The organism is Cellulomonas sp. Leaf334, from assembly GCF_001424195.1.
Classification (GTDB): domain Bacteria; phylum Actinomycetota; class Actinomycetes; order Actinomycetales; family Cellulomonadaceae; genus Cellulomonas.
In genome coordinates this window covers 1,746,546-1,767,294 of sequence record NZ_LMOO01000001.1, presented here as the reverse complement: position 1 = coordinate 1,767,294, position 20,749 = coordinate 1,746,546, and the positions used below count along the sequence as shown (strand labels likewise).

Annotated in this window: 22 protein-coding genes and 1 pseudogene; 15 read left to right on the top strand and 8 right to left on the bottom strand. The window is 68.6% G+C overall.

The annotated features are described in order from the left end of the window. The first annotated feature begins 39 nt into the window (after positions 1–39). Both ASF78_RS07975 and ASF78_RS07970 read left to right on the top strand, forming a co-directional pair. Positions 40–357 (top strand): DUF4287 domain-containing protein, encoded by a 318-nt coding sequence (locus ASF78_RS07975; protein ID WP_056586510.1) that lies wholly within the window; start codon positions 40–42, stop codon positions 355–357. A 103-nt stretch (positions 358–460) separates the two neighbouring features. Beyond that, complete coding sequence (locus tag ASF78_RS07970; protein ID WP_082494856.1) at positions 461–1,144, top strand: DUF998 domain-containing protein; 684 nt, start codon at positions 461–463, stop codon at positions 1,142–1,144. A gap of 267 nt (positions 1,145–1,411) precedes the next feature. On the opposite strand, the gene ASF78_RS07965 is transcribed toward ASF78_RS07970, so the two are convergent. Further along, a complete protein-coding gene (locus tag ASF78_RS07965) occupies positions 1,412–2,578 on the bottom strand; it encodes an MFS transporter (RefSeq protein ID WP_056586508.1) in 1,167 nt (388 codons plus the stop codon). Between the two features lie 24 nt (positions 2,579–2,602). Between ASF78_RS07965 and ASF78_RS07960 the strand changes: the two genes are divergently transcribed. The 10 genes and pseudogenes from ASF78_RS07960 to ASF78_RS07920 all read left to right on the top strand — a co-directional run bounded on the left by ASF78_RS07960 (position 2,603) and on the right by ASF78_RS07920 (position 9,471). Next, complete coding sequence (locus ASF78_RS07960) at positions 2,603–3,211, top strand: TetR/AcrR family transcriptional regulator (protein ID WP_056586505.1); 609 nt, start codon at positions 2,603–2,605, stop codon at positions 3,209–3,211. 75 nt (positions 3,212–3,286) lie between these two features. After that, positions 3,287–4,114 (top strand): S9 family peptidase, encoded by an 828-nt coding sequence (locus tag ASF78_RS07955; RefSeq protein WP_056586502.1) that lies wholly within the window; start codon positions 3,287–3,289, stop codon positions 4,112–4,114. 201 nt (positions 4,115–4,315) lie between these two features. Next, entirely contained in the window at positions 4,316–4,720 is a 405-nt protein-coding gene (locus ASF78_RS07950) for a carboxymuconolactone decarboxylase family protein (RefSeq protein ID WP_056586499.1), read from the top strand. Positions 4,721–4,796: 76 nt separating this feature from the next. Further along, positions 4,797–6,803: an MFS transporter gene (locus ASF78_RS07945; RefSeq protein ID WP_056586497.1), complete on the top strand. Its 2,007-nt coding sequence runs from the start codon at positions 4,797–4,799 to the stop codon at positions 6,801–6,803. 130 nt (positions 6,804–6,933) lie between these two features. Continuing rightward, complete coding sequence (locus ASF78_RS07940; protein WP_235518440.1) at positions 6,934–7,563, top strand: flavin reductase family protein; 630 nt, start codon at positions 6,934–6,936, stop codon at positions 7,561–7,563. A 29-nt stretch (positions 7,564–7,592) separates the two neighbouring features. Continuing rightward, positions 7,593–7,736, top strand: a pseudogene (locus tag ASF78_RS23375) (MerR family DNA-binding transcriptional regulator); the annotation flags it as partial. 7 nt (positions 7,737–7,743) lie between these two features. Further along, complete coding sequence (locus tag ASF78_RS22585; RefSeq protein ID WP_255354803.1) at positions 7,744–8,370, top strand: MerR family DNA-binding protein; 627 nt, start codon at positions 7,744–7,746, stop codon at positions 8,368–8,370. A 79-nt stretch (positions 8,371–8,449) separates the two neighbouring features. Then, positions 8,450–8,755 carry a hypothetical protein gene (locus ASF78_RS07930; RefSeq protein WP_056586493.1) on the top strand — a complete coding sequence of 102 codons (306 nt, stop codon included), beginning with the start codon at positions 8,450–8,452 and terminating at the stop codon, positions 8,753–8,755. A gap of 25 nt (positions 8,756–8,780) precedes the next feature. After that, positions 8,781–9,119, top strand: a complete 339-nt coding sequence (locus tag ASF78_RS07925) for a rhodanese-like domain-containing protein (protein WP_056586490.1) — start codon at positions 8,781–8,783, stop codon at positions 9,117–9,119. A gap of 19 nt (positions 9,120–9,138) precedes the next feature. Continuing rightward, entirely contained in the window at positions 9,139–9,471 is a 333-nt protein-coding gene (locus ASF78_RS07920) for a YnfA family protein (protein WP_056586488.1), read from the top strand. 94 nt (positions 9,472–9,565) lie between these two features. Here ASF78_RS07920 and ASF78_RS07915 read toward each other — a convergent pair whose 3' ends face one another. Then, a complete protein-coding gene (locus ASF78_RS07915; RefSeq protein WP_369816309.1) occupies positions 9,566–10,357 on the bottom strand; it encodes an alkaline phosphatase in 792 nt (263 codons plus the stop codon). Between the two features lie 92 nt (positions 10,358–10,449). Here ASF78_RS07915 and ASF78_RS22580 point away from each other — a divergent pair, with 92 nt between their 5' ends. Both ASF78_RS22580 and ASF78_RS07910 read left to right on the top strand, forming a co-directional pair. Further along, the gene (locus tag ASF78_RS22580) at positions 10,450–10,707 is read left to right on the top strand and encodes a hypothetical protein (RefSeq protein ID WP_162243333.1); all 258 of its coding nucleotides are present in this window, start codon (positions 10,450–10,452) and stop codon (positions 10,705–10,707) included. 255 nt (positions 10,708–10,962) lie between these two features. Then, positions 10,963–11,598: a hypothetical protein gene (locus ASF78_RS07910; RefSeq protein ID WP_056586485.1), complete on the top strand. Its 636-nt coding sequence runs from the start codon at positions 10,963–10,965 to the stop codon at positions 11,596–11,598. Here ASF78_RS07910 and ASF78_RS07905 read toward each other — a convergent pair. Together ASF78_RS07905 and ASF78_RS07900 are read right to left on the bottom strand one after the other, a co-directional pair. Beyond that, positions 11,577–12,722 carry a hypothetical protein gene (locus tag ASF78_RS07905; RefSeq protein WP_056586483.1) on the bottom strand — a complete coding sequence of 382 codons (1,146 nt, stop codon included), beginning with the start codon at positions 12,720–12,722 and terminating at the stop codon, positions 11,577–11,579. The genes ASF78_RS07910 and ASF78_RS07905 overlap by 22 nt on opposite strands. A gap of 1 nt (position 12,723) precedes the next feature. Beyond that, positions 12,724–13,938 (bottom strand): ImmA/IrrE family metallo-endopeptidase, encoded by a 1,215-nt coding sequence (locus ASF78_RS07900; RefSeq protein ID WP_162243340.1) that lies wholly within the window; start codon positions 13,936–13,938, stop codon positions 12,724–12,726. A gap of 105 nt (positions 13,939–14,043) precedes the next feature. Between ASF78_RS07900 and ASF78_RS07895 the strand changes: the two genes are divergently transcribed. Then, positions 14,044–14,775, top strand: coding sequence for an NYN domain-containing protein (locus ASF78_RS07895; RefSeq protein WP_056588354.1), 732 nt, complete (start codon positions 14,044–14,046; stop codon positions 14,773–14,775). Positions 14,776–15,259: 484 nt separating this feature from the next. Here ASF78_RS07895 and ASF78_RS07890 read toward each other — a convergent pair whose 3' ends face one another. The 4 genes from ASF78_RS07890 to dnaB all read right to left on the bottom strand — a co-directional run bounded on the left by ASF78_RS07890 (position 15,260) and on the right by dnaB (position 20,743). Beyond that, positions 15,260–15,799 (bottom strand): hypothetical protein, encoded by a 540-nt coding sequence (locus tag ASF78_RS07890; protein WP_156374066.1) that lies wholly within the window; start codon positions 15,797–15,799, stop codon positions 15,260–15,262. After that, positions 15,762–15,965, bottom strand: a complete 204-nt coding sequence (locus tag ASF78_RS22315) for a hypothetical protein (protein WP_156374065.1) — start codon at positions 15,963–15,965, stop codon at positions 15,762–15,764. Before ASF78_RS22315 ends, ASF78_RS07890 begins: the two co-directional genes overlap by 38 nt. A 357-nt stretch (positions 15,966–16,322) precedes the next feature. Next, entirely contained in the window at positions 16,323–17,969 is a 1,647-nt protein-coding gene (locus ASF78_RS07880; protein ID WP_056586471.1) for an SIR2 family protein, read from the bottom strand. 182 nt (positions 17,970–18,151) lie between these two features. Next, positions 18,152–20,743 carry a replicative DNA helicase gene (dnaB, locus tag ASF78_RS07875; RefSeq protein WP_056586468.1) on the bottom strand — a complete coding sequence of 864 codons (2,592 nt, stop codon included), beginning with the start codon at positions 20,741–20,743 and terminating at the stop codon, positions 18,152–18,154. Positions 20,744–20,749: the final 6 nt, after the last annotated feature.

The following is a 20,749-nucleotide window of genomic DNA, read 5'->3' as shown; positions in this document are numbered from 1 at the left end:
GCCCAGCACTCGGCCAACCCCGCAGAAAGGAACACCGCCATGTCGTTCCAGGCGTACCTCGACACCATCGAGGTCAAGACCGGAAAGACGCCCCGCCAGCTCGTCGAGGAGGCCAAGAACCGCGGGTTCGACGGCCCGTCGGTCAAGGCTGGCGAGATCGTCCAGTGGCTCGCCACCGACTACGGCCTCGGCCGCGGGCACGCGATGGCACTCGTCCACGTCATCAAGAAGGGCCCGACGATCAGCAGCAAGCACGTCGGCACCGACGGCGGGCACCGCGACGAGTCCGAGACTCTCTGGCTCGACGGAAAGGCCGCACGGGACCAGCAGCTCGACGGAGACACGCCTGGCGCCTAGCTGCACTCGCCTCGGGTGGGACTGCCACATCAGGCAACCAGCCGAGCCGCGTCACCGCCCCTCCCATCCCCATCACTCTGCGACAGAACGGAAGACCTCAGCCATGACCGGCACGGCCGAACGCACCACAGCACGCTCGAACGACCGCCGGCTACTCATCGCGGGGATGGTCGCCGGGCCCCTGTTCTTCGCCTCAGCGATCCTCCAAGGCGTCCTCCGTGACGGGTTCGACCTACGCCGGCACGCCCTCAGCCAGCTGTCCACGGGCGACCTGGGCTGGGTCCAGATGCTCACGTTCGTCGCCACCGGGCTGGGTGTGGCGGCACTCGGCCTCGCGGTACTCCACTCCGGCAGCCGCGTCGCCGGCCGCCGGACCATCGCGAGCGGCCTGCTCGTGTTCGGTCTCGGCTTCGTCGTCGCCGGGCTGTTCCCCACCGATCCGGCGAAGGGGTTTCCGGCAGGCGCACCGGATGGCATCGGGCCCATGTCGTGGCATGGCACGGTGCATATCGCAGCCGCTGTCATGGCCTTCTTCGGGCTCGCCGTCGCGACCGGCGCTGCCACGGTGCATGCCATCCGCGCTCACGCCCCTCTGCGCGCCGTCCTGAGCGGCATCACGACGATCCTCCTGGTGCTACCCAGCTCGCCCGACTATGCGAGCATCCAGCTCGCCGTGACCGGCCTCATTGCACTGACGTGGACGACCGCGCTGGCCGCCCGGCTCTACGGCAGCCGCAGCCGCATCGACGCACCGCGAGCTCCTGCCGCCGCAGTCGCGTCCGCGTAGGGGGCGGCTGTTGCTCGACCTAGCCTCTGCCGGGGCAGCGGGAGTCTGCTGACCTGGTCAACGATTCAGCACGTTCTGCCGCCCCGATCGGCCGGTCCGATCGGGGCGGCTACGTGAGAAGGAAGGACTTGACCCACGGTCACGGCGCTCCGGACTTCACGTGCGCTCGTGTCGGGCACGGTCGTCCTGAGCCACCAGGGCGCCGGCGTAGTCGTCGCGGTGCTCGGAACCGGGACGCACCCGCCGCGCCGATCGACCACCGCCAACTCAGCCTTCGCTCCTCGCTCGCCGGAGCACGATCGCAGCTACCAAGGCGAGCAAGGATGCGAGCAACGCTGCGACGAACGCGGCCTCGTAGTCGACCAGCACCACCAGCAGTCCTCCAGCAACCCCCGCGGCGAGCACTCCGGCGTCCCAGAACGAGGTGACGGCCGCAACCGCCACACCCGGCGAGCGATCGCCGGCTCGGGCGAGCGTGATGCCGACCGTCGCCGGAAAGGCGAGGCTGCAGCCCGCGCCCACGAGCGCGACACCGGTCAGCGCTCCGACCACGCCGCTGGCCGTGATCAGGACTGCGAAGCCGGCGGCCTCCACGACAAGGGTCCCGACCGCAACCGCGTGGGCACCATAGCGATCAACGGCCCGGCTTCCTGCGGCCCGCGCGACGAGGAACGCAGCAGCGAAGACGGTCAGACCGAGGTGAGCCCCGCCGACGCGCTCCGAGAGGTACAGCACCAACACCGCTGAGATCGTGCCGTAGCCATAGGCGGCAAGGCCGAACAGCACGGCAGGGGCGCCGACGCGGCGCGGCCACAGGGATCGCATCCGAAGGTGTGGAAGGTCGATCGCACCCGCCCGGGGAGTGGCGATCGCGACCCCCGCACTCGCGAGACCGAGGAATGCGACGCTGACCCAAGCGAGCCGCTCCCCGGCGTGCAGCGCCAACCCCACGATCAGCGGTCCTGCAGCGAGACCCGACCACATCGACATGCCGAAGATTCCCGAGATGCTGCCGCGCCGTTCTTTCGGCGCACGATGGAGCACCCACGGCAAGGCACCGGAGAACACCGCGGCCTCGCCCGCGCCCATCACGATCCTCGCGGCCAGCACCTGCCACTCCGCGACTGCCAGCGCCTGGCCGATGGCGCCAGCGGATGTCAGCACGGCACCGAGGACAACCACCTGCTTACCCGCGCCGGCGTCGCTCGCCCATCCGGCGATCGGTCGGCACAGCGCGGTAGCCCCGAAGGCGATCCCCACGGCGAGGCCGATGAACGCCGTGCTGGAGCCGAAACGAGATCCGAGCGAGGCCGGCAGAAGCTGCACGGTGCCGCCCAACGCCAGGTACGCAAGGAAGACGACGAACCACAGCTTCGCTGTGGGCGCGGGGCCAGGTGCCACGACGCTGCGATGATGAGACAGACCGGTACTCACGTCGGAGCAGCCCAGGAGGACACCATGCCCGTGGCCAAAGGGGCACGGATCGACCCGGCCGAAACGCGACAGCGGCTACTCGACACAGCAGACCGCCTGTTCGCTGGGCACTCGATCCACGCGGTGGGGGTCAATGAGATCGCGGCCGAGGCGGGCGCTTCGAAGTTGAGCCTGTATCGCTACTTCTCGTCCAAGCACGACCTGGCTGCCAGCGTGGTCGGCCAGCGGTCCGAGCGGATCCATGACTGGCTGCGTCGCGAGACCGCGGATGCGCCGGGCGGCGCTGACCGCGTCCTGTCCGTGTTCGACCTCCTCATGGAGTGGTACGCGCAGCCTGGCTACCGCGGCTGCACGATCGTGAACGCCGTGACCGACGCGCGCGGCGACGGTGAGCTCGAGCTCGGCGAGATCGGGCGGCTGCACCTGCAGCGCTATCGCGAGCTCCTGCGCAGTCGCGCCATCGAGGCAGGTGTGAAGGCGGACCGGGCGAACCGCCTGTCGCGCCAGCTGCTCCTTCTGATCGAGGGCGCCACTACCGTCGCTTTCCTCGAAGGCGATCGCTCGACAGCGGGCGCCGACGCGCGCGCCGCCGCTGCGGCGATGCTCGACGACGCCCTCGGGATTAACTCCTGACGACCGTCGTTGTGCTCCCGAACTGCTGCTCCACATGATTTGATGATACCGATCGGTACCATCTAGGGAGCAGGAATGCCGGACTACCTCAGCAACGACCCCCCTCCGACGGGCGGGACACCAGCCTCCACGCAGCATGTCGTGCTCACGAGCGCCGGCGAATCACTTCATGGAGTGCTCCACCTCCCGCCCGGAGACGGCCCGCACCCCGTCACACTGCTCTTGCACGGCTTTCCGGGGTGGGAGCGAAACTTCGACATCGCGCAGGCGCTGCGCCGGGCCGGAGTTGCCACGCTCGTGTTCCACTACCGCGGTTGCTGGGGCATGCCCGGCACGTGGTCATGGGCCAACGCGCTGGCAGACACTCGGGAGGTGCTGGCCCAGCTACTGAGCGGCGAGCTCGAGACGTCGCCGGGGCTGGACTCCACGAGGGTGGCTGTCGTCGGACACAGCCTGGGGGGCTTCCTCGCGCTCATGGCCGCCGCCCAGGAACCCGCCGTACGCGTGACCGCGTCGATCGCAGGCTTCGACTTCGGCGCGGTCGCAGCGGCGATCGCTGCCGACCCCGCCCTGCATCACGACTATGTAGAGGCCTTCGAGCTTGAGACCCCGGTGCTCACCGGCACCGACGGAGCCACCCTCGCCCGGGAGATGCAAGCCGCGGGACAGACCTGGTCCCTTCGAGCGCTGGCCGCCGATCTCGCCGACCGGGATGTACTCCTCATCGGCACGAGCTGTGATCCCGTCACGCGCGCAGGGATTCATCATCTGCCCCTCGTCGAGGCGTTCAGCCAGGGGCACATCCGACTTCAGCACGCCTTGTTCGCCACCGACCATTCCCTCTCCGACCACCGCGTGCAGCTCACCAGGCACGTCGTGAGCTTTGTCTCGCAACGACTCTGAGGATCTCGAGCCGCGCCGACCCGCGAGATGGAGTTTGACTTCGAGTGCGCTCTAGTTCCTAGCCTCGGTGACAAGCGACCGCGTGCGAGCCGTGACGCAGCCTGCCGGACGGTCTGGTCTCGATGGACCGCCACCACCGCAGGTGAAACCTGTCGTCACACACGCCTGGTAGCACGTGCATCAACTGAAGGAGCGATTCCGATGACCGAAGCCTTGACCCGTGACGAGCGGTACGACCGCGGGCGCGAGGTCCTGGACGCCGTAGACGGTACCGCTGGCGCCAACGTGATCGACGCCCTGCAGGACGTAGCCCCGGAACTCGGACACCAGGTGGTTGCCTGGGGTTTCGGCGAGATCTACGCCCGCCCCGGCCTCGAGCCGCGCGATCGGCAGCTCGTCACGCTGGGGATGCTGACCGCCCTCGGCGGTTGCGAGCCGCAGCTGGAGGTTCACGTCAACGCGGCCCTGAACGTTGGCCTCACGCCGGAGCAGATCATCGAGGCGCTGCTGCACTCGGCGGTCTACTGCGGATTCCCTCGCGCACTGAACGCCACGTTCGTCGCAAAGAAGGTGTTCGGGCAGCGCGGCCTCCTGCCGCTGTCGTAACCAACCCGACGCGGTCGCCTCATCTTGCGCGCCTCGGGCAACGGGTCGACGATGCCGAGTGGGGCGAGGGGGGCTCATGGCCGCGCAGCAGGGGGCACCACCGGTCGAGCAGGACCTGTCGAAGCGTGCGATCTGGGCGATCTTCGGCGGGCTGATGCTCGCGATGCTCCTGGCCGCGCTCGACCAGACGATCGTCGCGACCGCCCTGCCGACCATCGTCCGGGACCTGGGCGGCGCCGAGCACCTGTCCTGGGTGGTCACCGCGTACATGCTCGCGTCCACGGCCACGACGCCGCTGTGGGGCAAGCTCGGCGACCTCTACGGCCGCAAGATCCTCTTCATCACCTGCATCGTCATCTTCCTCGTCGGCTCCGCGCTCGCCGGCACGTCGCAGACGATGGGGCAGCTCATCGCCTGGCGTGCGGTCCAGGGGGTAGGCGGCGGCGGGCTGATGGTCCTGGCGCAGGCGATCATCGGCGACGTGGTCCCGCCCCGGGACCGCGGCCGGTACCAGGGCGCGTTCGGCGCGGTCTTCGGGCTGTCCAGCGTGGCTGGGCCGTTGCTCGGCGGCTTCTTCGTCGACCACCTGTCCTGGCGCTGGGTCTTCTACGTGAACCTCCCGATCGGCGCGCTCGCCCTGGTCGTGGTGGCGGCGGTCCTCCCGGTGACGAAGGCTCGGACGTCACCGAAGATCGACGTCTGGGGAATCACGCTGCTGGCCACCGTCGCCACCTGCATCGTGCTCGTCACCAGCCTGGGCGGGACCAGCTGGGACTGGGGCTCGGTCCAGGTCATCGGGCTGTCGGTGCTCGCCGTCGTGGCCGTGGTCGCGTTCGGGTTCGTCGAGGCGCGCGTCCCCGAGCCGGTCATGCCGCTGCGGCTCTTCACCAACAGGGTGTTCTCCACCACCGCGGTCGTCGGGTTCGTCGTCGGCTTCGCGATGTTCGGCTCCATCACCTACCTCCCGCTCTACCTCCAGCAGGTGCAGGGCGCGACACCCACGGGCTCCGGGCTGCAGATGATCCCGATGATGGTCGGGCTGCTCATCACGTCGATCGCCAGCGGCCAGATCATCAGCCGCACCGGCCGGTACAAGGTCTTCCCGATCCTCGGCTCCGCCATCTTCACCGTCGGCCTCTACCTGCTCTCCCTCATGGGACGGGAGACCACGTCGGTGCAGTCCGGCCTGTCCATGTTCGTGCTCGGCGCCGGGCTCGGCATGGTCATGCAGGTGCTCGTGCTCGCCGTGCAGAACGCCGTCGAGTACCGCGACCTGGGGGTCGGTACGAGCGGCGCGACGTTCTTCCGGACCATCGGCAGCTGCGTCGGGGTCGCCGTGTTCGGCACGGTCTTCAACGCCAACCTCACGTCCAACCTGGCCGCGGCACCACCGGCCGGCGCCGTCGGCGAGTGCGCGGGTCCTGCGCTCAGTGCGACGTCCGCGGCGCTGGCGTCGTGCCCGCCCGACGTGCAGAACTGGTTCCTCGACGGCTACTCCGACGCCATCCACACGATCTTCCTGTACGCCGTCCCGGTAGGCGCGCTCGCGTTCGTGCTGGCCTGGCTCATCCCCGAGGTCACCCTGCGCACCGCCGCCAGCCGCCCCGAGCAGGGCGAGGTCTTCGCGCTCCCGTCCAGCCGGACGTCGTTCGAGGAGCTCCGGCTGCTGCTGTGGCGCGAGGTCGGCCACCAGGACCCGCTGCGCGCGTACACGATCCTCACCCGCGACCTCGACATCGGCCTCACCCCGGGGCAGTGCTGGATGCTCGCCCGCGTGACCGCCGAGGGCTCACGCACGATCGACGCGATGACCGAGAGGTCCGGCGTCGAGCGCGACCGCGTGGTCGCAGCGGCCGAGGCGCTGCGCGACCGGGACCTGGTCACCATCGACACCGGGACCGTGCGCCCGACCGACGCCGGCCACGCGGTCGCGGACCAGGTCCGGGAGCACGAGCGCGTCGAGCTCCGCCGCATCATCGACCAGTGGAGCGGCGGCGACGAGCCCGCCCTCGACCAGCTCGTCGACCAGCTGACCGCCCGACTATGGCGCGAAGACCCCACACCAGCCGGCCTGCATGCCTGACGACGTCCTGCCCAGCTAGGGAGCACGTCCTTCGACGGCGCCGGGCGTACCCGCTCCTCACAATCGAGCCAGCCGAGGCGTCTTCCAGGTGCGGGCGCATTCGCGCCCGCACCTGGAAATCGGAGGCACTGTGACCACTCACGTCTCGATCGACCCGTCGATCCTCTACTTCGGCACGCCCGTAGTCCTGGTCAGCACGGTCGGCGCAGACGGTCGGCCCAACCTTGCGCCGATCTCCTCGATCTTCTGGCTGGGACACACCGCGGTGATAGGCATCGGCCGCCGCTCACGCACGATGCAGAACCTCACCGACACCCGGGAGTGCGTGCTCAACCTGCCCTCGGTAGATCAGGTCGCCGCCGTCGACCGCCTGGCGCTCACCACTGGGCAGAGCCCCGTCTCGGACCGCAAGCTTGCCGTGGGCTACCGCTACGAGCCCGACAAGTTCGGCCGCGCTGGACTCACTGCCGTCTCGTCGACGACCGTGGCCCCCTCCCGAGTCGCAGAATGCCCCGTTCACCTCGAAGCGACGGTCGCCGACATCTACATGCTGGGCGGCGATGAGGGAGGCGCCGCCGCCGTCGAACTCGCAGTAACGCGCGTGCACGTCGATGAGTCCTTGAAGCTCGCGGGCACTGCGAACCGCATCGACCCCGACCGCTGGCGTCCCCTGATCATGAGCTTCCAGCAGTTCTACGGGCTCGGAGACCGCGCGTTCCCGTCCACCCTCTCGTCGATCGCCGAGAAGTGGTATCGCTGACCCCCGCGCCGGACGTCTCCTAGCACCGGATGCTCGTAGGGCTTGACCTTCGACTCGGATCGAAGGTTTACCGTCACGGCATGAGCTACCGCATCGCTGAGGTCGCAGAGCTGGTCGGGGTGCCGGCCACGACTTTGCGCTACTACGAGGACATCGGTCTGATCGACCAACCTCGCCCGGCTGCGGTTCATCACCGCGACCAAGAACCTCGGCATCCCGCTGGCCGACGTCGCCGAGCTCGTGAAGGCCTACGACGTCGAGGACTGCTCCGTCGTTGCACACCACGTCGTCGAGATGGTCGCCGTGCGCCTGGCCGAGACCCAGACCCGCATCGGGGAACTGGTCGCGCTGGCGGCTGAGCTGCAGACCGTCTCCGTCCGACTCGCGGGCGCACCGACCTCGGGCCCCTGCCGGGACGGGTGCCCGTGCGCGACCGCGGCGCCTGAGCCGCTGGCCGACCGACGCACGTTCGTCCCGCTGACTCGCGCTCCGGTCGTGGCTGCGCCGGACGGGCCGGTGATCGCGTGCTCCCTGGACGCCGGCTCGGTGCCGGACCGCATCTCCGAGTGGCAGGCGCTGGTCGCCCGGGCAGTGAGCCGTGAGTCGATCACCGGCGGAGTTGCCCTGCAGTTCGCGGCCTCGCCCGAGCTGGTCGCGGAGGTCGCCCGGCTTGCCGCCGCCGAGCAGGACTGCTGCACCTTCTTCACCTTCACCCTGACGATGACCACCGGCCAGGTCCGCCTCGAGGTCCAGGCACCGCAGGACGCCGCCGACGTCGTCGCGGCCATGTTCGGCACCGCCGCCTGAACCTGCCCCAGCGCTCGACCGGCACCCGAACGGGTTCCGGCCGCGATCACCCGTGCCCAACACCACCAAGGAGAAACCCATGAGCACCCCGACCACGCACGATGAGACGACAAGCACCCCCGCGACCGGTGCCAAGAAGAAGGGTCTCCTGGCCGGGATCGGCATCGCCGTGGCCTGCGCGGTCGCGTGCTCGCTGCCGCTGATCGCCGCCGGCGGACTCGCCGCAGGAGTCGGGGCATTCCTTGCCGGCGGAGAGGCGGTCGCCCTCGGAGTCGTTCTCCTCGTCGGGGCGCTGGTCGGGGCCGCGGTGTGGGTGCGCCGGCGCCGAGCTGCCGCGGCGTCGACCGCATGCGACACCGGCTGCGGGTGCGGCGGCGGCTGCTGACGCGACCACCCCAGAGGAGCAGGACATGCCCACCGTCATCTCCCGCGAGCACCTGCTGCGCGCGATGAGCGCAGACACCGTCACCCTCCTCGAGGCCTTGCCCGCGGCCCACTACGCCGCCGAACACCTGCCCGGAGCGATCAACATCCCCGGCGAGCTGACCGCCAACGACGCAGCCCGCATCGCACCCGACCCTCACCGCACCGTCGTCGTCTACTGCTCCGGGCCTGGCTGTAGTCGCTCCACGGTCACCGCCGCGGCGCTGAGCCGAGCCGGCTACACCGACGTGCGCGTCTACGTCGGTGGGAAGGCCGACTGGTTCGCCGCCGGTCTGCCGATGGAGCGTGCCGCGGCCGCGAGATGACCCGCGCGAGACTGCTCCCATGACCCTGCTGCGATCCCTGCTCCTGTTCGCCGTCGCGGCCGTCGCCGAGATCGGTGGCGCCTGGCTCATCTGGCAAGGAGTGCGCGAGCACCGCGGCGTGCTCTGGGTCGGCGCCGGCGTCCTCGCGCTCGGTGCCTACGGGTTCTTCGCCACCCTGCAGCCCGACGCGAACTTCGGACGCATCCTGGCCGCTTACGGCGGGATCTTCGTCGCGGGCTCCCTGGCCTGGGGCATGGCCGTCGACAAGTTCCAGCCCGACCGCTGGGACATCATCGGCGCCGCCATCTGCCTGCTGGGCGTCGCCGTCATCATGTACGCGCCCCGCTCCTGACCGTGCCGAGGGATCGTCGATGACGTCCGCGGATCAGTTCCCTCACGCTAACGACGCACCCAGGTCTCGGGTGCGTCGTTCGCACGGTGCAGGCTCAGCGGTTGGCGATGGTGATCGCGACCAGCTTCTCGGTCGTCTGACCATCGATGCCGACGGCGTCGATCTTGAGCGTGTAGGACCCGTTGGGGTAGTCGCGGGTGTCCAGCACGAGCGTGGGCTTCTTGCCGGCCTGGCTGCTGCCGGGTGCCTTGGTGTTGTCGGTGATCCAGGTGCCGCCCTGGTTGAGCTCGATGTACGTGTAGCGCGGCTCGGTGTCGAGCGTGACCTTGACGGTCTGGCGACCCTTGAGGACCGCTCCCTCGGTGACGTTGACGTTCTGGATCGCCGGCGCGGCCGGTGACGGCGCTGCCGGGTCGAGCCGGAGGGCGTCACGGATGGTGAAGAACAGGTCGGTCTGGTCCGTGAGCCCGGAGACGTTCGCTGCCCGGGGGCCGTAGGCGGCGACGCGCACCTGGGAGCCGGTGTGGTCCTGCGACTCGCCCGTGTCCCCGGTGCCGTAGCCGACGGTCATCGGCTTGCCGTCGGCCGTGAGCAGCGTCCGGGTCAGGCCGGGCGTCGTGGTGTTCGGGTAGACGATCTGGCTCGAGTGCGCGTGGTCCGCTGTGACGATGACCAGGGTGTTGCCGTCCTTCTTCGCGAAGGTCAGCGCGGCCTGCACGGCCTCGTCCAGGTCGACGGTCTCGCCGATCTGCCCGCAGGGGTTGGCGGCGTGGTCCTGCTTGTCGATGCTGGCGCCCTCGACCTGCAGGAAGAAACCCTTCCTGTCGCCCTTGAGGAGGTCGATCGCCTTGGTCGTCATCGCGGCGAGCGTCGGGGTCGTTGCCACGTAGGCGGGGTTCGGCGTACAGGTGACGGCGGGCTCGGTGCCGCCGGTGTGCGTCGCGAGCGGGCCGACCCAGCGGGTACGGACTGATCGGCTTGACCGACTTCCAGACCGACCGCTGGGTATCGCTACTGGTGACCCTTCCGGAACGCATCGCGAGGGACGCGCTCGATGAAATGCGAGCACAGGTCACCGGCGGCACCTGGATCGACTCGTGGCGGGGCAGCACACCTGTCCAACCCGCAGCGGTCGTGGACGCGCTGCGCGCGCACCTCGGACGCATCCCGGAAACGCTCCGCGACGACTTCGGCGCATTCTGCGACGCGCTCGAACGCACCGTCACCAACACGTAGCCCATGTTCTCCTGCGTCGATACGCGCAGACACGCCCGGTGTGGTTGCGTGGCGTCACTCGCATGTGAGCGGTCCGCCGACAGCTCACGTGAGACGTGGAGGGTGCCGATGACCAGGTGTGACGATCGTCCGCCCGCCGCATCGTCCGGCTGAACGCCCTACCAAGGGCGTCCAGCGCGACTCCCTCGACGCGTGCGCGTACACGGCTGCAGGTACCGTGCCGACCATGGGAACGCCGACCGCCCGCGCCGCACGATGACGCTCACCGTCGAACGTACGGTGCGTGACGCACTGGTCGACGCCAGCACAGGGCGCGAGAGGCTCCGTCCCGCCACCGCGCCCGTTCGCCCGTGGTCTCGCGCCGAGCTGGAAGACGCCACGTCAGACGCCGTACGGATGCTCGGCTGGCGCGGCAGCGCGCTTCCCGCCGTTTGGCTCGCCGACACCCACGTGATCCCGGTGGTCTCGATTCACAAGACCGCATGGCACACGCGGGTCGCCAGCGGCCTCGGACCGATCGTCGATCGGACGTGGTGGTTAGCCGCGTCTGATGCTTGCTACTCGACCGCACCCCTGCGAGCGCTGGACATCGAGGGCTTCCTAGTCCTGGGTTCACCGCGTCGGCTGCGCACCGCCCTGGCACGGTTGCGCACGACCGCACCCGTAGCGGCGCTCGTCCCAAGTCCGGAGTCGCTGGACGCGGTTGAACTCATGCGGTGCGACTACTACGGGTACAACGTGGTGGCAGCTCGCGAGCAATCGGTCGAGGTGCTCGTGACCGCGGCGCCGTGGCGACCCCCTGAGGGGCATGTCCACTTTCAGCGTAAGCTCCGTGAGGAGCAGATCTTCGACGTCGCGTTGCGAACCGCTCAGCTGTTCAGCTGCTCGTAAGCCCGCTTCCACGCCCCGAGGAAGCTCGGCGGCTCCAGCCGCACGCCGGTCGAGGACTCGATGTCGAAGTGCAGGAACTGCGCCGACTCGCCTGCGGCGTAGAACGCCTTCCGCTGCAGTTCGGGCGACCGCTGCGAGCCGAGCCGGAGCGTCGCGAAGTCGGTCAGGGCGCGCAGGGAGTGCTCGTACGCCTGCGCCTCGTTCGTGATCCGGTCGAGTCCGAGCCCAAGGCACTGCGTGCAGTCGCACACGAAGTGCTGGTCGACGTCCGGGTACTGCACGAGGTCCGCCACGGTCTCGAGGGACATGTACGCGAGCAACCGCGGCACCCACACCGCCACACGCGAGGGTCGGCCACCACTCTTCGAGCCCGGTGCGGGCAGCGGGTACAGGTGCCGCAGTCTCGTAGACGTGCCGATCGCGCCGCCCGCGGCGCCGTACGGGATCGCCACTATCGCGGACGCGTCGCACCGCAGCAGGAACACCGGCTGCTCGGCACCGAGCGCGTGCACGAGTCCCCGAACAACGCCCTGCCCGCCCATCGGGTCGCCGCGGTGCTCGACCGTGAGCGCGACCGGCACGCCGGCGCGGTTGATCGCCTCGCGCAGCTCTGTCGACCTGTTCCTGAGCCACAGGTGGCTGATCGGCAGGTTGACGATCACGGGGCGACGCATGTCCCGGCCCTGCTTGAGCGTGCTGTCCAGGGCGGCGAAGTCGCCGTCCGGGATGTACGGCGAGTCGGTGAGCGCGAACCGCTGACCCTTGTCGAGCTGGGCGTCGACCCACGTGACGTCGAGAGGACCCGCACCGACGGTCCGGTTCTTGCCGGCGTACCGGTTGGCGTCGACGAGCACGTCGCTCACGTCGCCGGTCACGGACCCGAACGCCGTGAGTGCTGCGCTGACGCTCTCGTGGCGGTGCGCGCGACCAGGTGGCATCGTGATGACCGCGCCGAGGCCGGAGCCGTTGCAGATGCTGGCGGCGGCCACGATCTCGTTCGAGTTGGCGGCCATCTGCACGGCCAGCGCCGGGCGACCGGCGTACAACTCGCGGGGCGGGACCAGCCTCGCCGGGTGCACCGCACTCAGCGGGCCCGGGTTCCCCGACGTCGCGACCTCCGCCATCTCAGCCACCGTTCTGTGCGGTCAGCGCGCCTGGGCGCGAGGGGATCGGGAAGTAGCGCCGGAAGCTGTGTTCTGTCATAAGGGCGGTCCGCGCCATGTCCGCGACGCTCTCGCCGGCTGCCAGGCGGCGCTCGAGGACGGCACGCAGCGTGGTCGGGTGCTCGGCAGGGATGTCGACTGGCTCGGACGTCTTCCAGCCGAGGTTCGTGAGGCGCAACTGGAACTCGCGGTACTGCCTGTCGGAGATCTCGTCCAGGTCGTAGGCGCGACGCACCAGGGCCGCCACGGACATGCCCCACACCGGCTTGAGCTCGATGAGGCGGCGGAACTGCGCCGTCGTCAGCACCGTCAGAGCGGGACGGATCTCCTCGGGCGGGGCCAGGAGCGACGCGGCGAACAGGTCGGCCTGCGCCTCCTGGTCCTCGCCAGGCAGACGGTGCATGACGACGTGGCCCAGCTCGTGCGCGATGGTGAACCGCTGCCGGTCACCGCTCAGCCCGCTGTTCACGATGAGCAACGGGAGCTGGCCGGGACCGTGCGGCCAGGACGACACGGCGTCCTGCGCGGTCGATCCGAGGGGACGCTCGAACACGACGACACCTGCGGCCTCCAGGGAGGCAACCAGGTTCGGCACCGGACCGGGGGCCACACCGAGCCGATCGCGCACCTGAGCGGCCATCGTCACCGGGTCGGGCGGGTCGAGCTCGGCCACTCGCGGGACCAGGACGGGCATGTCGTAGTAGCCAGCCAGCAGGTTCTCGACGGAGAGGCGCGACAGGTGGGCGACCGCACCGATCTTGTTCTTCGCCGTCGCGGTCAACCGCGAGGCCCGTCGGCGGTGGTGCAGGCACGAGACGTCAAGAGCCGAGCGCGGCGCCGGATTCGTGAGTAGGGCCACGGGGCACTCGAGCGCGTCGGCCACCGCCTGCAAGGTCTGGCCCTTGAGCTCTGTGAGCCCGTTCTCCGCCTTGGAGATCGTGGACTGGTTCACCTGCGCCTGTCCGGCGAGGTCACGCTGGGTCCAGCCCTTCGCTTCCCGCACGAGGACGAGGGAGCGCCGATCGGCGCTCGCTCCGAGCCCGTCAGGTTCGCTCCGCGTGGCCTCCATGTCCAAACCATAGCACCCGGAGCATCGCTCAGGAATCATATGGCGCATATTTGCCGGGCGCATCCATTCGAAGTACTTGCCGATCGCGCCTGTCAGGTCGCCGGGCACCGCCATCGACTAGCCAGCCGATCCCCACCGACGACGAGCCCGTCTGGCTCAGACCACATACGGAGTGACATCCCTCAAGCCGCGCCAGCCGATACGGTGCACGGCATGCGCGTAGGTGTGTACGTCGACGGGTTCAATCTGTACTACGGGGCCAAGGGACTGTGCGGTCAGGGGACGGCCGGCTGGCGGTGGCTCGACGTTCGCGCGCTCGCAGACCGCATCGTTGCGGCCAACTCCGGGTGGACCGGTGCGACCGTGACGAGAGTTGTGTACTGCACGGCGCGCATCAGTGGCGCCGACAACCCTGTCGGGCAGCGCGAGCAGGACGCCTACCTGCGGGCGCTGAAGGCAACACGATCCGCGGATGAGATCGCCATGGGCGTGTACGTCACGCGGGTGACAACTGCGCCCCTCGCAACGAAGGACGCGAAGTCCCGTCCTGTCATCACTCACCCGAACTGGCCGGTCATGGTGAAGGACTCCACCGGAGCGCGCGTCTCGGACGCCGTCTTCATGGTCTCGGTCGCGCGTCGTGAGGAGAAGGGTTCGGACGTCAACGTCGCCTCGCACCTCCTGATCGACGTTCTCACGGGTGCCATCGATGCCGCCGTCGTCATCAGCAACGACTCCGACCTCGAGTTCCCGATCGCTCACGCTCGTGGCATCGTTCCCGTTGGCCTGGTGAACCCACAGAGAGGTTTTCCGGCAGGGCGGCTCAACGGGGATCCGAACTCGGGCGCCGGCTCGCACTGGTGGTTTCAACTCAAGGCCACCGACTTGTACGCGTGCCAGCTGCCGACGACGATCGGCGCGGTGAGCAAGCCGCAGCCGTGGTAGTGGGTGTGAGACGGATCAAACTCGCAACACGGTCAAGAGTTTGAATCGCGGGCTCGCTTCCCCCATACTTGCTCCATACCGCCCGTCCCCTCTGGGGGCGGGTTTATTTTTTGGCCCGTCCCCGCTCCCGTCCGGCAACGTCCTCTCCGTGGCCCGGAGGTCGCTCAACGGCCTCCCGCACTGACTGTCCTACCAGCCTCTGCTCGGCGAGACAGCGACGGAGAGTCCGGAGACGTGCGTCTATGCACGCTCTACCCGCCGCGCCTACCGGTGCCGTCGTCGATCCAGGTCCCGGACGCGCTCACAATCTCGACGTGACCGGTCGACGGGGAGAGCAGCACAGCGGCCACTGCGGGACCGGCCTCGTGGTGTGCCGTCACGGTAGCCAAGTCGTTCTCCGTGGTTCGAGACACGCGTCCAGCGCTACGCCTCGAGGATTTCACCCGTCCCCGCGGTCGCGCCGCGCGAGCCCGACCCGCAAGCGTCACAGCGGTGGCGGAGTCGTCCAGTACAAGTCCTCGCCGCCCGGCACCCGCCGCCACCGCACGTTGACGGTGTCGGGTACCCAGGCGAACGACCGCATGACGACGAACTCGACGCTGGCGTGTGGTTCGATCTTGTCCCACGCCATTGCCGAGGCGTTGTTCTCCGGTGGTGACGGGTTGAACGTCACCTCGACCTCGTGCGCCGTCTCGTCGCCGCCGTTGATCAGCCGCAGGCCGTTGCGGTTCGCGCTGTGAATCACCGACCACGGTGGCACGTACGGCACCTGCGACACCGAGGCTCCGCCGGCGCCTTGCTCCATGAGGTCGACCTGCCGCTGCATGACGACGACCTGTGCCTCGGCGGCGTCAGCCTGCCGAACGGTCGCGTCGCGTTGCCCCCGCGTGTACCCGAGCGAGACCCCGGTAAACAAGGCCGCGAGGATCGAGACGAGTAACGCACCGCCAGCAACGAACACGGCGGCCCACTGCGGATCCTCCACGTCAGGACTCGATCGCGCCCATGTCCACGAGCGCGGCATGCGCGGCCCGGGCCTCACTCTGCGCGGCGAGAATGTCGGCGAGGACCAGGAGGTTTCCGGGGTCCCGGGGGCCCAGTTCAGGCTTCAGACCCTCGGCAAGTCGCCCTTGCAGCAGAACCGCAGCACTCAGCCTCTGCAGTGCGGCAAGCTCCGGATCCTCACCCATCGGGACCTCCTGTGTCGGGCGCTCGCGCGCTTGCGTCTCGCCACCGTAGCGGCCGGTGAGGTCGCATGAACGCGATTCTCGGTGCGGCTCTCGAGCTGTCTGCAGCCGGCTACTTCGTCATCCCGATCCGCAACGACGGAACCAAGGCACCCCGCGATCGACTGGGCCTCGTACACGCTTGGTGCGCCGAAGGCGGCCGTCGGGAACTTCTTCTTGCCCCCAGGGGCTAACTGTCGGTTGTGGGTAGCGATCGAACCCTGCCGAACAGAAGCGCACCCTCGGACGGCACCTCAACTGCTCGAAGCCGTGAACGCCGCTTGAAAGCGGAACACCACCCTCGTTCCGCCCTTCGGCCTGCTATTCGACCGGAGCGAGGTCCACGTCCGGACCGAAAGCGACTCGGTCATACCAGCACAGCGCGCGCCAGAAACTCGTGCTGAGTCGCTCCCCGCGGCGTTCGAACTCAATCAGCATAAACATGAGGGCTTCTCGAAGTGACTCGGCACCGAACCGCGCGACGTCCACGAGCATCAGGCACTCAAGCTTGAAGTACTCAGCATCCCGGCCCTTCACGATCTCCACGGGGGACATGCCGGCGTACCCGCCCTTTTCGAACCGACGACGATTCGAATCCACGGCGGCTACGCCGTCCACACGGTCGGCGATCTCCTTGATCTCTGGGCCGAGACTGTCGAAGTTGACCTCTCCGCCCTCGATCCGCCCCGCGCCGCGTAGGTACTTATAGACGGGCATGTACGCCGTAGACCACTGCTGGTTCATCGAAGGCAGGCCAGACCTGAGCCAGTCGTCGTCTGCGTACTCAGACTTCGACATGGCCAGCACGTCTCTGGCGAGGTGCTCGCGTGGCACGGTCCGAAGGCCGATCAGGCTAATCGTTCGCCCATCGCTCGGGCGAAACTGCCCAACGCCGAAAACGACGCTCAGGCCTTCGGCATTCGGCGAGTCGATCGGGACGACCGAAACCGGTGTCTTGGTGACGCTGGGGTCGCTGAAGAGGTCGTACACCTGCGCCGAGAGCTGGCGGAGCAGCTGGCGCGGGAACGGACGCTCGAGACGCGAGAGGGCACGAAAAACCGGGGCGAACGAGGGTGTGACAACCTGCGTAACGGTGAGGAACCCACCGGAGTCGAGCGCGATGTCACGTCGAACGATCGTCGGTTCCGCCGCGGAGTCGTGACTCCATTCCACAAATACGAGCCGCCCGGCCAACTGGGCCAGCCGTCCGGGCGTGACGGCTTCAGCCACCTTTCGAAGGATGTCCTGGATATAGGTGTCGGCAATGCTGTAGCCCATGAACACGACGGGATGCTCCACGAAGATCGTCAGCAGCTTGGCGACGAGGTACGGGCTCTGTTTCGTGATTTTGGAGTAGTCGGAAGACGTGAGGACGAGTGACTCGGGGTCGTCGACCGACCCGTGGATGAGGTACACCTCGGACACGAACTGCGCATCGCTCAGAATGAGCTCGTCCTGGCCGACGAACACCGGTAGCGGCTTGAAGATCGACGAGATGAGCGGGTCGTAGTTCGTGGTGATGACGCCGTCGAGCACCGCGCGACCGGCTAGGACGATTTCCTCAGCGAGCGCCGGGTCGTCAACGCCCGGTACGCCGGCCGCAAGGACCGATCGCTCCCGGAGGAACTGCGAGATGGCGATCTTCAATGGCAGCTCGTGGGAAGACGTCACACCGACGTGACCACGCTGCGCCTCGTACTGGGGTGCGTTGAACCAGACGCTATGGAACGCATCGGCGATCTGGGACGCCACCGCGGGGCGGTCACCGTCAGCGCGCGACAAGAGCTCGAAGTAGTTCAGACCCGCCTCAAGCGCGAACCGCTCTAGCAGCGCATCCCACGTCGGCAGGCCAAGATAACGGAGCGACAACCCGCTCCCGGCGAACAGGTAGGGCAGTGCGTTGGGTCCACCAGTGGCACGCGGCCGGATCTGCTCATAGAGCGCGTCCTCAAACTCCGCAACGTCCACTGCTCCCCCTTAGCCGATGTCAACGGACTGCCTACCCACGGGGCGGGATCCACAACACTCAGGTGGAAGCCGCACACGATATCGGTTACGAGATTCAGATCCGCGGTGCCTGCCTCCTCAGCTTTCAGATGGGTTCAGATCATCGGCCGAGATTCAGGCACGTGAGACTCGATTGCAGCAGGTCAGGCCTGCATGTCCACAAAACGCGAGTAGTGCCCCTGGAACGCCACCACGAGCGTGTCCGTGGGGCCGTTTCGGTGCTTTGCCACGATCACGTCGGCCTCCCCGGCGCGGGGCGATTCCTTCTCGTAGGCGTCCTCGCGGTGCAGCAGGATCACGATGTCGGCGTCCTGCTCGATCGACCCTGATTCACGAAGGTCGCTCATCTGGGGCCGCTTGTCGGTGCGCTGCTCGGCGCCACGGTTCAGCTGGGAGATGGCGATGACGGGGACCTCGAGCTCCTTGGCCAGCAGCTTGAGCGCACGGGAGAACTCGGAGACCTCCTGCTGGCGCGACTCGACGCGCTTGCCGGAGGACATCAGCTGCAGGTAGTCGATGACGACGAGCTTGAGGTCGTGCTTCTGCTTGAGCCGGCGGCACTTGGCGCGGATCTCCATCAGCGACATGTTCGGCGAGTCGTCGATGAACAGCGGCGCCTCGGAGATCTTGCCCATGGTCGCGGCGATCTTGGCCCAGTCGTCCTCGCCCATCTGGCCGTTGCGGAGCTTCTGCAGGTGCACACGCGCCTCGGCCGACAGCAGACGCATGGTGATCTCGTTGCGGCTCATCTCGAGCGAGAAGACGACGGACGTCATGTTGTGCTTGATCGATGCCGACCGGGCGATGTCGATGCCCATGGTCGAGTTGTGGGTCGGGATCATCGACTGCCCGGCCAGGTACAGGTGCGTCGCGTGCGCGATCTCCACGCACCGGACCGGCACGCTCTCGATCGGCTCGACGGACACGATGAACCGTTGGGTCAGACGCGCGGTCGACGGGCGACGACGCTCCTTGTGCACCAGCCGCTTGCGCTCGAGGCCGAACACCTCATCGTCGGTCGTGAATGTCAAGGTGTAGGCGACGGACGATGCCTCGGTCCGACCGGCGACGCGCTTGGTCGACCACCCGGTCCGGTACCCGAGCGAGTGCACGAGCTCGCGCACGTCCTCGGCCAACCGCCGGCTCGTGAGTGCGATCTGCGGCGAGCCTGTCGGATTGACCGTGCCGTCCGTGTCGAGCAGCCCCGCGAGCAGGTCTCGCCGCTGCTGCTCGCTAGCACGCAGATAGGTCGACGGGATGTGCTTGTTCCCCAGGACACCGAGCGTGCGGAGCCGGCCGTGGACGGTTCCGTTCGCGTCATGGCACGGCTGACACCGCAGGAGCCCGGTCGTCTCGTTACCGCAGTCCGGGCACGTCGGCACGGGAACCGGACCGGTGAGCGTCTTCACCTGGCCGCCGCAGGACCGTCCGCAGGTGCGCACGTTCGAGCGCTTCGGCACGAAGGAGGTCCCGCAAACCTCGCAGCAGCGCTCGGCGATCAGGTCGACCGGAAGCTGGATGGAGTACAACCGCGCGGGACCAGAACCTGACGCAGAGGCGCGTGCGACGAGGCCACGCCCCTCGATCAGCATCGCGATCTCGGGGTCTGCGCTGGTGAAGCGCGCCGAGGCCGAGTGGCCGTCGCCGAGCCACACGCCGAGTGCGTACGGGTCGATCGGGAGGTCCGCCGTGGGCAGACGCAGGGCGGCGGCCGTGGCGACGGAGTGGTTGGCGCGGCCGTCGGCGGTCGCGCACCGGACACTGGCGTGGATCTCCTCGGTCGTGCGGATCGCGGAGAGGCCCGCGTTCCGACGCCGCTCAGCGCGAGTGCTGGTGGCCCACTGGTGCAGGGCGTCCGCAACGATCTGGCTGCCGTCGTCGAAGGTCACGCGGTAGGTCGGCCGACCGACGAGCACATCGGTGGCGGCAACGACGCGGGTCGGCGTGCCGTCGGCCGCCAGGAGCTGGTCGCCGACCTGGACGTCGCGCATCGTCGTCCAGCCCGTCGGCGTGGGCAGCGGGGTGTCGAGGGCGAGAGCCTTGCCGATGGCGGGTCGGGCGGCGAGCACGATCATCTGGCCCGGGTGCAGCCCGTTGGTCAGCCGGTCCAGGTCCGAGAAGCCCGTCGGCACGCCGATCATGCCCTCGCCGCGGTGGCCGGCGGCCTCGATCTCGTCGACCGCACCGCCGATGATGTCACCGAGGATCAGGTAGTCCTCCGACGACCGCCGCTCGGTGACGGCGTAGACCTCGGCCTGCGCGTTGTTCACGATCTCGTCGACGTCGCCACCGTCGGTGCCGTAGCCGAGCTGCACGATGCGGGTGCCGGCCTCGACGAGCTTGCGCAGGACGGACCGCTCGCGCACGATCCGCGCGTAGTAGCCGGCGTTCGCGGCGGTGGGGACAGACGAGATGAGGGTGTGGAGGTAGGGGGCGCCGCCGATGCGCTGGATCTCGCCGCGCTTGGTCAGCTCGTCGGCGACGGTGATGGCGTCGGCGGGCTCACCGCGGCCGTAGAGGTCGATGATCGCGTCGTACACGACCTCGTGCGCCGGGCGGTAGAAGTCGGTGCCGCGGATCTGCTCGACGACGTCGGCGATGGCGTCCTTGGAGATCATCATGCCGCCGAGGACGCTGCGCTCGGCGTCGAGGTCCTGCGGCGGGGTGCGGTCGTAGCCGCCGCCACCGCGGTTGGTGCCCGACGGCGCGCCGTACTCGAGCTCCTCGATCGTCATGCCATC

Coding starts and splice junctions, on each gene's coding strand:
- ASF78_RS07955 (WP_056586502.1), top strand. CDS start 3,287: ATGCCGGACTACCTCAGCAACGACCCCCCTCCGACGGGCGGGACACCA.
- ASF78_RS07890 (WP_156374066.1), bottom strand. CDS start 15,799: ATGCCGCGCTCGTGGACATGGGCGCGATCGAGTCCTGACGTGGAGGAT.
- ASF78_RS07910 (WP_056586485.1), top strand. CDS start 10,963: ATGACGCTCACCGTCGAACGTACGGTGCGTGACGCACTGGTCGACGCC.
- ASF78_RS22315 (WP_156374065.1), bottom strand. CDS start 15,965: ATGGGTGAGGATCCGGAGCTTGCCGCACTGCAGAGGCTGAGTGCTGCG.
- ASF78_RS07920 (WP_056586488.1), top strand. CDS start 9,139: ATGACCCTGCTGCGATCCCTGCTCCTGTTCGCCGTCGCGGCCGTCGCC.
- ASF78_RS07975 (WP_056586510.1), top strand. CDS start 40: ATGTCGTTCCAGGCGTACCTCGACACCATCGAGGTCAAGACCGGAAAG.
- ASF78_RS07950 (WP_056586499.1), top strand. CDS start 4,316: ATGACCGAAGCCTTGACCCGTGACGAGCGGTACGACCGCGGGCGCGAG.
- ASF78_RS07960 (WP_056586505.1), top strand. CDS start 2,603: ATGCCCGTGGCCAAAGGGGCACGGATCGACCCGGCCGAAACGCGACAG.
- ASF78_RS07895 (WP_056588354.1), top strand. CDS start 14,044: ATGCGCGTAGGTGTGTACGTCGACGGGTTCAATCTGTACTACGGGGCC.
- ASF78_RS07930 (WP_056586493.1), top strand. CDS start 8,450: ATGAGCACCCCGACCACGCACGATGAGACGACAAGCACCCCCGCGACC.
- ASF78_RS07925 (WP_056586490.1), top strand. CDS start 8,781: ATGCCCACCGTCATCTCCCGCGAGCACCTGCTGCGCGCGATGAGCGCA.
- ASF78_RS07970 (WP_082494856.1), top strand. CDS start 461: ATGACCGGCACGGCCGAACGCACCACAGCACGCTCGAACGACCGCCGG.
- ASF78_RS07905 (WP_056586483.1), bottom strand. CDS start 12,722: ATGGCGGAGGTCGCGACGTCGGGGAACCCGGGCCCGCTGAGTGCGGTG.
- dnaB (WP_056586468.1), bottom strand. CDS start 20,743: ATGACGATCGAGGAGCTCGAGTACGGCGCGCCGTCGGGCACCAACCGC.
- ASF78_RS07945 (WP_056586497.1), top strand. CDS start 4,797: ATGGCCGCGCAGCAGGGGGCACCACCGGTCGAGCAGGACCTGTCGAAG.